The 14,450-nt window shown below is 49.8% G+C and carries 12 protein-coding genes; 11 read left to right on the plus strand and 1 reads right to left on the minus strand.

The window, feature by feature from the left end; all coding sequences use genetic code 11:
• The first annotated feature begins 5 nt into the window (after positions 1-5).
• The 9 genes from NYE33_RS36250 to NYE33_RS36290 all read left to right on the plus strand — a co-directional run bounded on the left by NYE33_RS36250 (position 6) and on the right by NYE33_RS36290 (position 11,470).
• Positions 6-1,040 carry an ABC transporter permease gene (locus tag NYE33_RS36250; RefSeq protein ID WP_341070141.1) on the plus strand — a complete coding sequence of 345 codons (1,035 nt, stop codon included), beginning with the start codon at positions 6-8 and terminating at the stop codon, positions 1,038-1,040.
• A gap of 78 nt (positions 1,041-1,118) precedes the next feature.
• Positions 1,119-2,120 carry a sugar ABC transporter substrate-binding protein gene (locus NYE33_RS36255; RefSeq protein ID WP_336103121.1) on the plus strand — a complete coding sequence of 334 codons (1,002 nt, stop codon included), beginning with the start codon at positions 1,119-1,121 and terminating at the stop codon, positions 2,118-2,120.
• 47 nt (positions 2,121-2,167) lie between these two features.
• Complete coding sequence (locus tag NYE33_RS36260; RefSeq protein WP_336103120.1) at positions 2,168-3,208, plus strand: NAD(P)-dependent alcohol dehydrogenase; 1,041 nt, start codon at positions 2,168-2,170, stop codon at positions 3,206-3,208.
• 287 nt (positions 3,209-3,495) lie between these two features.
• A complete protein-coding gene (locus tag NYE33_RS36265) occupies positions 3,496-4,131 on the plus strand; it encodes a glycoside hydrolase family 11 protein (protein ID WP_042133591.1) in 636 nt (211 codons plus the stop codon).
• A 214-nt stretch (positions 4,132-4,345) separates the two neighbouring features.
• Complete coding sequence (locus tag NYE33_RS36270; RefSeq protein WP_042133594.1) at positions 4,346-5,185, plus strand: formylglycine-generating enzyme family protein; 840 nt, start codon at positions 4,346-4,348, stop codon at positions 5,183-5,185.
• A gap of 111 nt (positions 5,186-5,296) precedes the next feature.
• The gene (locus NYE33_RS36275) at positions 5,297-7,579 is read left to right on the plus strand and encodes a helix-turn-helix domain-containing protein (protein WP_336103119.1); all 2,283 of its coding nucleotides are present in this window, start codon (positions 5,297-5,299) and stop codon (positions 7,577-7,579) included.
• A gap of 299 nt (positions 7,580-7,878) precedes the next feature.
• Entirely contained in the window at positions 7,879-8,838 is a 960-nt protein-coding gene (locus tag NYE33_RS36280; protein WP_083442369.1) for an ABC transporter permease, read from the plus strand.
• A gap of 15 nt (positions 8,839-8,853) precedes the next feature.
• Complete coding sequence (locus NYE33_RS36285) at positions 8,854-9,726, plus strand: carbohydrate ABC transporter permease (RefSeq protein WP_042210579.1); 873 nt, start codon at positions 8,854-8,856, stop codon at positions 9,724-9,726.
• A gap of 70 nt (positions 9,727-9,796) precedes the next feature.
• Positions 9,797-11,470, plus strand: a complete 1,674-nt coding sequence (locus NYE33_RS36290; protein ID WP_341070121.1) for an ABC transporter substrate-binding protein — start codon at positions 9,797-9,799, stop codon at positions 11,468-11,470.
• Positions 11,471-11,706: 236 nt separating this feature from the next.
• Here NYE33_RS36290 and NYE33_RS36295 read toward each other — a convergent pair whose 3' ends face one another.
• On the minus strand, positions 11,707-12,123 hold the full coding sequence (locus tag NYE33_RS36295) for a VOC family protein (RefSeq protein WP_341070123.1): 417 nt from the start codon (positions 12,121-12,123) through the stop codon (positions 11,707-11,709).
• Positions 12,124-12,612: 489 nt separating this feature from the next.
• Between NYE33_RS36295 and NYE33_RS36300 the strand changes: the two genes are divergently transcribed.
• Together NYE33_RS36300 and NYE33_RS36305 are read left to right on the plus strand one after the other, a co-directional pair.
• A complete protein-coding gene (locus NYE33_RS36300; protein ID WP_341070125.1) occupies positions 12,613-14,184 on the plus strand; it encodes a glycosyltransferase family 39 protein in 1,572 nt (523 codons plus the stop codon).
• Positions 14,171-14,443 (plus strand): hypothetical protein, encoded by a 273-nt coding sequence (locus tag NYE33_RS36305; protein ID WP_341070127.1) that lies wholly within the window; start codon positions 14,171-14,173, stop codon positions 14,441-14,443. Before NYE33_RS36300 ends, NYE33_RS36305 begins: the two co-directional genes overlap by 14 nt.
• Positions 14,444-14,450: the final 7 nt, after the last annotated feature.

Below are 14,450 nucleotides of genomic sequence, written 5' to 3' on the forward strand. Positions count from 1 at the left end.
AAGAGATGAATTGGAGCCAATTCTGGAGCACATTTAAAAAGACGTACAGCATCTATCTGGTGCTGCTGGCATTATTTATTGTCTGTTCTTTTGCCAACCCGAACTTTCTGTCCATTAATAACCTGACCAACATCTCCACCCAGCTGGCGGTAACTACCATCCTGGCGTTTGGCCAGACCCTGCTGATTATCAGCGGGATGCTGGATTTATCGCAGGGCTCTGTGCTGGCCCTTTCCGGAGTGTTTGCTGTATCCGCTTACAAATCTACAGGTTCCTTTACAGCCGCTATTGTAGTCGGCATCGTGACCGGCGTGGTGTGCAATATTGTCAATGCCGTGATGGTCAGCACCTTCAAGACGCCGCCCTTCATTGCGACACTGGCCATGCTGACGATGGCCCGCGGGGTTGCCCTCCTCTTCACCAAAGGACAGAACATCCTGCAGCTGGGGGATTTCACCGTCCTCGGCCAAGGCTCCATCGGCTTCATTCCTATCCCCGTGCTATTTCTGATTGCCTTTGCCCTTATCACCTGGTACATCTTGCGGCACACCAGGTTCGGACGCTCGCTGTTTGCAGTGGGCGGGAATGAAGAAGCGGCTACGGCTTCAGGTATCAACGTATCCAAGGTCAAATACACCGCTTTTATCATCAACGGTATCTTCGTAGGGGTTGCCGGAATTCTCTTCATGTCCCGGGTGAATGCCGGGCTTCCCAACGGTGCAATCAACTATGAATTCACGGCGCTGACGGCGGCGATCATCGGGGGCACCAGCTTCTCCGGCGGAATCGGTTCGGCGGGCGGCACCCTGGCTGGCGCCTTCATTGTAGGCTTCCTGGATAACATCATGAACCTGACCAATGTCGACTCTTACATGCAGCAGATTATCCGCGGGGCCATCATTGCGCTGGCGGTAATCTACGATATCCGGTCCAAGAACCGCAGAACCAAGAACACACTTGGCAGAATTGAAGACAAGAATGGCAAGAACGGCAAGAGCAGCGGACGCAAGAGGGAGCAGAGTCCGGGAATCGCCAAGTGACCCGGTACAGGTAAGAGGATGTCCAGGCAACCGGATTAAACAGCGGCGCTGTTTAAAATAAATAAAAGGGGAAAAACAATGAGAAAAACATGGATCACCTTAGTTTCGATGCTGTTGGTACTGGGATTGCTCGCAGGCTGTGGCAACTCGAATACGGCAAGCTCATCCGATTCAGGAGCGCAAGGAAGTAACAGCGGTGAGAAAGTATATAAGGTTGCCTATATCGCCCGCGCGCAGTCGGACTCCTTTGCCGCCTGGCTTGCCAACGCCGTGAAGGAAGAAGCCAAGAAATATCCGAACATCAAGCTGGAGGTCTTCGACGGGCAGGCCAGTGACGATAAAGAGAATTCCATGATCGAGAATGCCATCACCAACAAGTTCGACCTCGTCATTGTGCAGCCGAATAACGGTGAGGCCCAAAGACCTTACGTAGAGAAGGTAATCAAAGCCGGTATTTTTGCCATCACTACTAATGCCCGCATCTCCGGCATCGAAGGAGCTTCCACCGTGGATGCCGATCCTTACGAGCAGGCCGGAGTCAATGCCCGGGCAGCGCTGGAACAGATCCCGCAGAATGCCAAGGTCGTAGTACTCAACGGCCCGTCCGGGAACTTCCACGCCGATAAGCGGAGAGAAAGCTGGCAGAAGGAATTCTTCGACAAACGTCCGGATGTGCAGATCGTCGGCGAACAGATCGCGAACTGGAACAAGGATGAAGCGATGAAATATATGGAGGACTGGGTTCAGGCCAACGACAAGATCGACGCGGTAGTTTCCATGAACGACAATATGGCGGCAGGCGCGATTGAAGCGGTTAAGGATAATGCCAAGTTCAGCAGCATGTTGGCTTATGGAGTGGATGGAACGGCTGAGGCGTTTCAGCTGATCAAGGAGGGCAAGATGACCTCCACTTGTCTGCAGAATGCTTTTGAGCTGGCAGAGAAGCTGCTCGATACCAGCAACAAGCTGCTGACCGGCGCGGAGAAACAGATCGACACCGATATCGGTAACCCGCTGATTGCCAAGGATAATGTGGATGAGTATATCGAATTGCTGGAGAAGGCAGAGGCCTTGAAGTAATTCAGATGGTTATACAGAACGCTAATGCCCCTGAGGAGGAGAAACTTGTGAAGAACAGAGCTTTTTATATGACAGAGCTGAAGAAGCTGGAAATGAATGAAATTGATATGCCGGTAGCCAAAGAGGGCGAGGTTGTTGTAAAGCTGGAATATGTCGGGATTTGCGGCTCAGATGTACACTATCTGGAGTATGGCCGGATCGGTGACTTCGTGGTCGACGGAGATTTCATCCTCGGGCATGAATGTGCCGGAGAAGTGGTGGAGCTGGGACCGGGGGTGAAGCATCTGAAGGTAGGTGACCGGGTTGCGCTGGAGCCTGGAGTCACCTGCGGCCAGTGTGAGTTCTGCAAGAGCGGCAAGTATAATCTCTGTCCGGATGTACAGTTTCTGGCGACTCCGCCTTACCATGGCTGCCTGATGGATTACATGGCTTTTCCGGAGAACATGGCCTTTAAGCTGCCGGACAACGTATCTTCGGAAGAAGGGGCATTGGTGGAGCCGCTGGCGGTGGGCCTGCATGCTGCAGCACAAGGTGGAATTAAGCTGGGTGACCGTGTTGTGATCCTCGGAGCAGGGTGCATCGGGCTTGTCACACTTCTGGCCTGCAAGGCGTACGGAGCAACGGATATTGTGGTCGTAGATATCATTGAGAAGCGGCTGGAAGCGGCGAAGAAGCTGGGCGCCTCCCGGGTAATCAACGCCAGGCAGGAGAATGTTCTGGATGTAATCGCTGCACTGACAGACGGTCAGGGCGTAGATAAGGTCATTGAAACCGCGGGAAGCGAGCATACCGTGAAGCAAACGCCTTATCTGGTCAAAAGAGGCGGAACGATTGTGCTCGTCGGACTCGCAGCCAAGGATATCATCGACTTCGACTTTATGCAGATTATGTTCAAAGAAGCCGATATCAAATCGGTATTCCGTTACCGCAACCTGTATCCTGCCGCCATTGGAGCGATTGCCGACGGTAAAATTGACGTCAAGGGTATCGTGACCCATGAATTCAACTTCGAGGATACCCAGAAGGCTTTTGATTTCGTCATCAATAACAAGGAAGATGTGGTGAAGGCCGTAATCAAGATGGGCTGATGAATCCATAAGATTGCTGATGCAGAGCCGTCCTTTAATGGGGCGGCTTTTTTAATTGATGAGTTATGCCGCCTCGTCTCCATAAGACCTATAAAAAGTGGGATTAAACCTTTAATTTGCAGAGAGAAATGTAAACGCTTACCTTATATAATTTACTCGTGAAGGAGGACAAGTAAATATCTGGGAGATAACTCAGGATAAGTTAGATTCTGCGGACAGAGGCTACGGGCAAGTGAGGGCGGGGAAGAAAGGCTGTACACAACAAATTATTCTTAGGAGGTAATTCAATGTTTAAGCTAAACAAGAAAATTCTAACGGTATTCATGGCAGCCACAATGAGCTTCAGCGCGTTTGCAGCGACCTCAAGTGCAGCAACAGATTATTGGCAGAACTGGACTGATGGCGGAGGTACAGTCAATGCTACGAACGGAACAGGCGGGAATTACAGTGTGAACTGGTCCAATACCGGCAATTTCGTGGTCGGCAAAGGCTGGAACGTTGGATCGCCAACACGAACAATCAACTACAATGCAGGCGTCTGGGCGCCGTCCGGCAACGGGTATTTAACCCTGTACGGCTGGACAAGAAATTCACTCATCGAATATTACGTTGTTGACAGCTGGGGTACTTATAGACCTACCGGAACGTATAAGGGCACCGTGACCAGTGACGGGGGCACCTATGATATCTATACCACTATGCGCTACGACGCGCCTTCCATTGATGGTAATGCCACATTCCCTCAATACTGGAGTGTAAGACAGTCGAAGAGAGCGACGGGAAGCAATTCTGCTATCACTTTCAGTAACCATGTTAACGCATGGAAGAGCAAAGGGATGAATCTGGGAAGCAGCTGGTCCTATCAGGTGCTTGCAACAGAAGGCTATCAGAGCAGCGGCAGCTCTAACGTAACGGTGTGGTAACAGGCGGCTGACAGGCACTAACCGGGTTCCGGCTATTCAGAAAGACGGCTGATCATTGATAGGACTGAGGCCTGCCGGTCACACAGCCGGCGGCCTTAATAAGCCAGCTATATAGGCTGAACTCCACATGAAATCTCTATAACTACTGTGCTTCCTATATAGAGGCTATCAGCAGGTCCGTACCTTTCCCAATCGGTTCAAAGGAGATATATCCATGCGAAAACTATCGATTGTCTTTTTAATAGCGTTAACGGGTATTGCCGCTGCCTGCTCGCAGGAGAAGCCTGCCAGGGAAGAACGTCTTGTATGGGTCGAGGGCGGTGCCTTTGTAGACACAAAATCCAATTATTACGGAACAGATGTGACCCTCCCTGATTTTTATATCAGTAAGTATGAGGTGACTCAACAAGAATGGCTGGAGGTGATGGGGAATAACCCTTCCCAGTTTCAGGGGGATAATCTGCCCGTAGAGAGTGTAACCTGGTATGATGCTGTGGAGTACTGCAATCAACGGAGTATGAAAGAGGGCCTGAAGCCCTATTACAATATAGACAAGAACACTGTTGATCCGAATAATACAAGCGACAGAGATTTCATGAAATGGACCGTAACGGTCAATGCAGGAGTGAACGGCTACCGTTTGCCGACTGAAGCGGAGTGGGAATATGCAGCAGGCGGAGGACAGATGAGCAAGAGCAGCAGCTATAGCGGAAGCAGCAAGGCTGATGAGGTAGCCTGGTATTGGAGGAATTCCGGGGATCAATTCTTAACCGGGGATTGGAACTGGCCGGCGATCGAGAATAACCATAACCAGACGAAAATTAGCGGCCTCAAGAAACCCAATGAGCTGGGGCTTTACGACATGTCAGGTAACGTGAGGGAATGGTGCTGGAACTGGTACGAAGGCCCGGACAGCAACAGCGGCTCCCTCAGACTGGTGAAGGGCGGCGGGTGGATCGGCGGCGTTAACAATACAGAGGTATCTTTTCGGGGCAAGTTTGAGGGGAGCAGCAGGGGAAATGACCAGGGTTTTCGTGTGATCCGCAGTGAGTAAATAGCCAAACCTGCTTAAACTGTACATCAGATTTCAAATTGTACATATGAAGCTTACCCCAATTTCATTTATGATTGAAATGTACAAAAAAGGGAATTAGGGGGATTGCAATTGAATTTGGAAAGGGGTCACTTCACACAAAGTGTAGTTTTCCGGTTAATTGTCTCGTATGCGGTGATTCTGTGCATACCTGTCATTCTTAGTGTGATCATCTATGGTCAGACGAGAGAAGTTGTGAAAAATGAGATTAAGCTGGCAAGCAGAGCGATGCTTCAGCAGGTAAGATATATTGTGGACGGGGAGCTGCTGCAGACAGAGAGCCTTGCTACGCAGCTGGCCGTTCATTCCGAAGTGAAAGGCTTTCTGTCTTCATCCACACCTGATAACGCTTACAAAATATACGGGCTGAAGCAGGAGCTGGGCAAAATGTTATCTGCCAACAACTTCATTAAGGAGATTAACTTATATTCGAAACCGCTGCAGTCGGTGCTTTCCAGTGAGACCTATATAGAAGAACAATCTTTTTATGAGATGAAGCTTCAGACGGATACGTTCGCTTACGATGATTGGCAGCAGCTTATGGGCCAGCATCATTCGGGTGAATACGTGCTGCTTCCGCTCAAGAATCCGGATAAAAAAGTTACGTATACCCCGTTCTATATCCGTTCGTTGCCGATTCAGGCGACTGCCGAACTAACAGGCGCACTCATCATACCGCTTAATGTGGAGAAGATGATGACGATGCTCGCGAATATCGACTGGGTAGAGCGGGGCCGGGTATTTATTATGGACACAAACGGCCGGATTATGATTCAGAATGCTGGAGATACGCTGATCGAACCTTCGGCTTATCAGGAATGGAATGACCGCGGCACCGGCACCTTTACGAGCACCTTTCAGGGAGTTAAATCGATGATCACCATCGAGTCGTCCGATACGACAGGCTGGAAGTATATCAGCGTGTTTCCGACCGATGTCTTCTGGGAGCATATCGGGGGAATGCGGACGATGAACATGTACGGATTATTGCTGTGCTTTGCGGTAGGCAGTGCGGTTATCTATTATTTCGCCCGCAAAAACTATGATCCGATCAAAGAGCTGGTCAGCGTATTCAACCGCAATCCGGCGCAGGGCACCGGTGAATACCTGGATGAATATACCTTCATCCGCAGGAATGTTCTGGAGACGATCAGGGAACGGGATGATACGAACAATAAGCATGATCAACAGCTGCGCGTGCTGCAGAATTACTATTTAGGGAGGCTCCTGAAAGGTCAGGCCGACCGTAACGTCCCGTTCACGGAGCTGGCGAAGATGTATAAGCTGAATTGGACGACTGATCATTTCGCAGTGCTGCTGTTCTATATCGATAGCGATGACGATGGGATACAGGATCTCGCGTTATCCCAATTTATTGTATCCAATATTGTTGCCGACCTGGTCAGCAATCATTGGACGATCAATTTCACAGATATGGACGGCATGCTGGCGGCGGTCGTGAACGTAGCTCCGGAGCGTGCAGAGCACTGGAAGGATGATATCGAGGATGATCTGGCCCAAGCCTACGAATTCATTACTCTCCGGTACAAGCTCCGCTTCACCACAGTGGGCAGTGAGCTGCAGACAGGTCTGAACGGCGTGAATCTCGCGTTCCTTCAAGCCCTGGAAGCCCAGGAATACCGCAGCGTGCTCGGAGATGAGATGCTGATCTGGTATGGAAGCATCAAGCCAAGCGCCGGCAGTTATTTCTTCACGGTGAATGACCAGATGATGCTGATCAACTTCCTGAAGGCCGATGAATTTGATAAGGCCAACGAGATGATTAATAGTATCTTACAGCAAGCGTTCCAAAGAGAGAGGTCGCATGAAATTTCGAAATGCATCCTGCTTGATGTAGCGGCTACGATGATTAAGGCCATTCCTGATCAAGAGCAGGCCAGCATCGCCTGGGATGAATGGCGGCCGCTCAAGCGGCTGCTGTCCTGCACCACGAAGCCTGAATTCGAGCAGGAGCTGCTCGATATCTTTGAGCGGGTATGCACGGTGCTCCGCAGTAAGCCTAATCTGCAGACGAGTGCCGGTATCGGCGAGAAGGTTACAGCGTTTGTGCAGGAGAACTACAGCGACAAGAACCTGAGTGTGTCACAGATCGGCGATCATTTCGGATTGACGCCGCAGTATGTATCCCGGTTGTTCCGCGAACAGACAGGGCAGGTCGGACTGCGTGATTATATCAGCCAGAGCCGGGTTGAAGCAGCCAAGGTTCTGCTGCTCGAAGGGGCCAGCATCGACGATACCGCCGAGAAGGTTGGATTCGCCAGTAGCCATGCGTTTATCCGGGTATTTAAGAAGTATGAAGGGATTACGCCGGGGAAATACAAGGCGATCCAGTGAAACAGGATAGTGAAACAGGATAGTGAAGCAGAGTGACAGATGATCTCCGGTTGCCGGAGGTCATCTTTTTTGGTTTCCAGAGCGGAAATACGCGAAACCGTCTATCCGTTTCAAGATGTCAACCGCCATTTGCAGGTTAACGTACATCATTTCCGGTATTGAACATTGATGAGCCGCCGGGTTAGCAAGTACATTGATGGAGCAGAAAGCGATTACATCCGGACGGCCGCGAACCCGCCCGCAAGCGTCAGGCAGCCGTCCCTGCTAGAGTGAATTATTCGTGAGGAAGTGATGATGACATGGCAGTTCCTGCTAAAGCCAAGACAGCAGGCATGATTCCACGCAAGAAGGCGGACAGAATTCCCTTATGGAAGCATGTTAAACAAGAATGGAAGCTATATTCGTTTCTGGTCATCCCGGTAATCTACTTCATTATTTTCAAGTATGCGCCGATGCTGGGGAACATTATTGCTTTCCGGAAGTACAGAGGCGGGCCTAATATCCTGGGTACCGAATGGGTCGGGTTTACGTACTTCGAGATGTTTATGAAGGATCCGACATTTTGGCGGGCTTTTTTCAATGATCTTACCTTAAGTGTCAGTTATCTCCTGGTGAAATTCCCTGTTACTTTGTCATTTGCGCTCCTGCTTAACGAAATACGGAGGATCAAATGGAAGAAATTCGTCCAGACGGTATCCTATCTTCCGCATTTCATCTCCATGGTTATCGTCGCAGGGATGATTAAAGAGGTGGTTTCTTTAACGGGCCCCCTGAATAGCGTTCTGACATCCTTTGGACTGGAGAAAATCTCCTTCATCTCCCTGCCGCAGTGGTTTCCGGTGATCTATGTTGCCTCCGGCGTCTGGCAGAGCCTGGGCTGGGGAACGATTCTCTATCTGGCCGCGATGACCGGCATCGATCCATCGCTGTATGAGGCAGCGAAGATGGATGGCGCTAACCGCTTCAAGCTGGCGAAGCATGTGACCATTCCCGGCATTCTGCCGACGATTATGGTGCTCCTGATTCTGGATATCGGCAGCATCCTGGGCTCCAATTTCGAGAAAATCCTGCTGCTGTACAATCCGCTCACCTACGAAACCGCTGATGTTATCTCTACCTATGTGTACCGGATGGGGATCACCGGAGGGAACTTCAGCTATGCGACAGCGGTAGGCTTGTTTGAAGGGATTATTGGACTGATCCTGGTGACGATTGCCAATACCGTATCCAAAAGAACTACGAAATCAAGCCTGTGGTAGAAAGGAGCCGAACCCGTGAAGCGAACCTCAACCTTTAACTTGTTTAACATTTTGAACAGTATATTCATGATTCTGATTGTCATCTTCACCTTATATCCTTTCGTCTATCTGGTGGCCCAGTCCTTCAGTTCGGAAGCCGCTATCTATGCAGGCAAGGTAACCTTATTCCCGGTGGAGTTTACGACCAAGACGTATGAAGTTATCTTGAGCAAACCGGATTTCTTCCATTACTACTGGAACACCATTGTATATTCCGTAACAGGCACTTTAATCGCCGTGACGGCAACAGCAGTAATCTCTTATCCGCTATCCAAAGATAAACTGCGGCTCAACAAATTTTTCATTCCGTTTGTCCTGTTCACAATGTATTTCGGAGGCGGACTCATCCCGAACTATATTCTGGTGGCCAAGACGTTAGACATGCGGGATACAATCTGGGCGATTGTCATTCCGGGGGCGATCAGCGCCTTCAATGTCATCCTGATGAAGACGTTTTTTGCCAGCCTGCCTTATGAACTGGAAGAAGCGGGACGGGTGGACGGCCTGGGGGTATTCGGGATTTTCACCAAAATCATTCTGCCCTTGTCAAAGCCGATTCTGGTTACCATTATGCTGTTCGTGATGGTCGGCATGTGGAATAACTGGTTCGGACCGTCACTCTATCTGCAGTCGAAAGAGAAATGGCCGGTCGCCCTGTATCTGAAGCAAATCATCGACAATGCGGTCAGTCCGACCGAAATCGGGGCATCCTCCGATCAGACGAGCCAGATTGCGGCAAGCATCAAATCGACGGCCATGGTGTTAACCTCACTGCCTATCATCTGCGTGTATCCTTTCGTGCAGAAGTATTTCGTACAGGGCATGATGATCGGCGCGGTCAAAGGATAAACGGTATAACCGGAGGGGTTATGGCCCTCTCTGTTATATATAGCTCTATACACAAAAAGGGAGGCAAACAATGAGATTCAGTAAACCACTTGCAATGGCATCGCTGGCGTTGATGTTGTCTATGACAGCTTGTTCATCCGGAAATAAAGAGGCTTCAGGCACCAGTAATTCCACAGCACCGAATGCTGCGGGTACGAATGCACCTGCAACAGCCGGGGCGGAAGATTATACCTTTGGCGCAGATCAGACCTTCCACTCGAATGAACCGGTAACCTACTCCATGATGTACAGCGACCATGAGAATTATCCATATAATAAAGACTGGCGGCTGTGGAGTGCGATCCAGGAGAAAACGAATGTAAACTTCGATCTGGCCATTACGGCAAGAACCGAATATGAGAACCAGAAATCCCTGCTCGTGAACAGCGGAGATGCTCCTTATATTATTCCTAAGACTTATGATGAATCCGCTTTCGTGGCCACAGGCCAGATTATACCTGTCAGTGACTGGGTGCAGTACATGCCGAACTATATGAAGGCCGTGAAGGATTGGGGAATGGAAGAGGATCTGAAGGCTAAGCTCAAGGAGGACGGCAAATATTACGTGCTTCCAGGCATGTGGGAGATTGCCGGCGGCGGTTATTCCTACATTATCCGCAAGGATGTGTTTGAGGCTGCGGGAGTGGATGTTGAAGGCCAGCAGGGCAACTGGACCTATGAAGACTTCTATGAAGCGATGAAGAAGGTCAAGGACTTCACAGGCAGCGATTATGTCATCTCTGATCAGTTCAAGGGAGATTCCGCACTGAACATTGCTGCGGTTCAATATGGCGTTACTGCCGGCTGGGGATTATCCAACGGTCTGGTCTTTGACCAGGATAAGCAGCAGTTTGTTTTTGCCGATGCCTCCGATGACTTCAAGGACTATCTGGGTTACTTCAACAAGTTGGTCAATGAAGGCATTATGGACCCTGAATCCTTCACTCAGGAAGATGATGCGGCACAAGCCAAGTTCTTCAAGGGTGACACCTACGTGATCAGCGGAATCTATCAGGTTATGGCCGATTTCAAGAGCAAGATGCAGGTTCCGGATAGCGAGCTCTACATGATCACCCAGCCGGGCGGGCCGAAAGGGAAGCTGCAGGTCGAAACCTCCCGTCTGGAGAACGGAATCATGATCAGCCAGAATGCGCTGGATGACCTGGGCGAAGAAGAGTTCATTAAGATGCTCCGCTTCGTCGACTGGTTCTGGTACTCTAATGAAGGTCAGATGCTCAGCTTATGGGGCGTAGAAGGGGAGACGTATACCCTGGATGCAGACGGAAATGTAGTGCTGAATCCGGATATCTATTATAACGGAATTAATGAAGGTGCTGCTAAGCAGCTGAATGTGGATTACGGCTTCGCCGGCGGGATGTTCGCCTACGGCGGCTCTGAGAAGCTGAAGCTGTCCAAGATGACCGATGGGGAAAAAGACTTCGTGAGCCGCGTCCAGTCGACACGGGATACCCGCAAGCTGGCACCGCCGATCATGGCTACTCCTGAAGAGAATGAGCAGATGAAGCTGATCTCGACGCCGCTGATGGATTACGTCAAGACCATGACGCTCAAGTTCGTGACCGGCCAGGAAAAGCTGGACAACTGGGACCAGTATACGGCCCAGGTTGAAGCGAACGGCAGCACGCGGTATACGGAGATGGCCAATGACATTTTTGCGAAGACAAAGAGTCTGTTAGGGTATTAATGATTAACTCGCTTAAGTAAATAGATTCAAGTACGGCAGATCCCCTTCAGGCAGACTTTCCGGCAGCAGCATCTTAGGATGCGGTGGCTGGAGAGGGCTTGGAGGGGATTTCTATGTGTATTCCTAATCGTCAGCATCCATTCTCTATTGATGCTGTCATAGTAGCACAACATATTTGGCAAAAGATTGCACTTTCCTGATCAGTTATTGCTGATTATTGTCGTTAGGGTGCACGGCTATGCCTGCTCCGTCATAAGCCCCCAGCGAAATCCGAATTTGTCTATGACGGAAGCCATGCAGGAACTATAGGTTGTGCTGCGTAAGGGCTGAAGGATACTCCCCTCCCTCGTTAGAACCTCGTAAGCCAGCTTTACCTGAGCCTCAGCTTCAAAAGTAACCGTGAGAAAGAATGAGCGGCTTCCGGCAGATTGCAGTTCAAGCTCATCTGCCAGCATCAGGCGCTGCTCACCAATATAAGCCTCTGAATGATATACATAGCTGAGCTGTTCGCTGGTGAGAGGGATATCCCAGTCCCGTTTGTCTGCGTCAGAGTAGTGCAGGATATAGTTTGTTCTTAAGTCAAAAGCCTGCGTGTATAAAGCGATCGCCTCTTCACATTGCCCGTTAAATTGCAGGGTGGGGGTAATTGGCATCGGGGTCATCTCCTGGTAAGAGAATTGTTTTATTATACATATTTTAACATCATAAATCGTAAAAGAAAAACAGATCCAGGAGGCAACCTGAAGGATTAGTAATATATAATCCTGCACCAAATACAACATTTTCCTCAATAAATTGGCCGAATTTCAAAATTGTTGTACAGAATGCAACATTTCTCCTCCTACTGGCAGTTCAGCGGGGGGATTCTTGTATTTTGTACAACAATTCTCCCAAACACCCGGTTATCTACGACTCAAAGTTGTAATACGTACAACATTATTATTTTCTGAGGGTGAAATTGTGGGATTTACTCTGCTGCTGGGCGGGGGAGCGTGCTATTCAGCTTTATCCATGTATATTGGCGCATCTGAAATCCACCTTAACCCCATCTTCATCTGTTATTCAGGTTCGGTGTTTATACTACTTTTATAAATCAAGGCATGTGCGGATGGAGAACGGACGCTGCCGTAGAGGAGGTTAACATGGTAAAAGGAATCCAGCGAATTTTATACGTCCTGCTTGCCTTTTTCATAGGGCTGTTTATTGCTTCCTCCTTCTTTATCAGGGCGAAATATAACTATGCAATCTATGGTGATACAACAGTGCTGGGGAAACAGAATCTCTTGCTCTTTATCCTGCTGATCGCAGCCGTTCTGGGACTGAGCTATGTGCTGTACAGGCTCTGTCTGAAGCTTAATAAATATAGCAGGCAAATAGTCATCCCTGCGGTCCTGTTATTATCTGCCGCCATTCAACTCGTGATCATCTTCCTGTTCACCCGCATGCCGACGGACGATTCGCAAACGGTGCTGTCGCTGGCGTGGGATATGCTGTACAACAAGGATTATTCATCCTTCCAGCAGGGCGGATATCTGTATATGTTCCCATTCAATTTCTCAATCGTTCTGTACCTGAAGACGCTGCTGTTCCTGTTCCCGGACAATTATCTGGTCATCAAAAGCTTCAATATCCTGTTCTCGCTGGTCACCACGCTAATGATCTACCTGCTCTACAAAGAGCTGAATACCAAGTCCCGATCGAATGACTATGGTGTCCTGGTATTTGCCGCGACCTATATTCCATCCTTGTTTATGAGCAACTTTATCTATAATGATGTGATTGCAACCGCTCTGCTGACCAGCGCTTTGTACTTTGCCGTTACGTTCATCCGCAGAAGATCCATGAAGGATATCGTGTTCGCGGCCATCCTGCTGGCCATCGGCAACTATTTCCGGAGTACCGGCATGATCTTTCTGATTGCCGTGCTCATCTGCCTGCTAGTTAACCTGCGTCATCTTGGGCTGAAAAAAGCTATCGCCTCCATAGCCATAACACTGCTGATATTTAACATTCCGGGCTGGACGCAGAACGCTGCGCTCCAGGCCACAGGTATCGTGGACGAATCGCCGTCCAGCAATGCTGCGCCGGTCTATATGTGGCTGAATATGGGGATCAATCTGGAGACGCTCGGCTTCTGGGATAACCTGGAGAGCTATAATATCTATCAGCAGGATGCCGGCTACAATAAAGCGGAGAGCGTGGAGCTGTTCAAAGCGTCCATCAGCAATAAGCTCTCTGAGGCTACTCTAGGGGAGCTTGCCGGAATGTATTATAAAAAGCTCGTATGGATCTGGACCGAAGGAACGTATCAGGTTGAACGGTACGGGATCGGGAATGATGGAACCTCTATAGGCGGCGGGGGGCGAAACGGCTTGGTGATGGACCGGTATATCTATTCCACCTCTGCATCTAAGCTGCTTAAGGGAGATTCAGATTACCGGAGCGGACTGCAATGGGTGGTGTATGTCCAGAATTTCCTGATGTACGGCTTCATTCTCTTCCGGCTGATCAGCGGGATACGGGCTAGGCGGTTTGCGGAAACCCCGCTTGTGCTGGTGATTCTGGGCTTCATCGGCTTCTATCTGCTCTGGGAGATCAAGGCCCGGTATATCTATCCGGTATATCCGCTGCTGATTGTTTTATCCTATATGGGCTTTAAAGATGTCTATGAACTTCTGACCACGAAAAGGGGGCTTGAACATGCAGTTCAATAGGCGGCTAAAGATACAGACTAAGAGAATTCGCATCACCTTACTCATTGCTGTGCTTAGCTGTTCGCTGGTGCTCACCTCTTGTGAGGCAATTACTGCCCAGAAGATCTCAAGTGACGATTTCAACTCCAGGTCGGGCGGGTTCCCCGGCATGAACGGCGGCACGAATTTCAATGGCGGCGGCCGGGGGATGGATCGGGGAGGCACGCGCAGAGGCGGCAGTCAGGGGACGGATAGGGGAACGGGCAGCAGCCAGCAATAGAGAGCAA

The sequence above is a fragment of the Paenibacillus sp. FSL R10-2199 genome (assembly GCF_038000235.1).
GTDB classification, from domain to species: Bacteria; Bacillota; Bacilli; order Paenibacillales; family Paenibacillaceae; genus Paenibacillus_AQ; species Paenibacillus_AQ phytohabitans.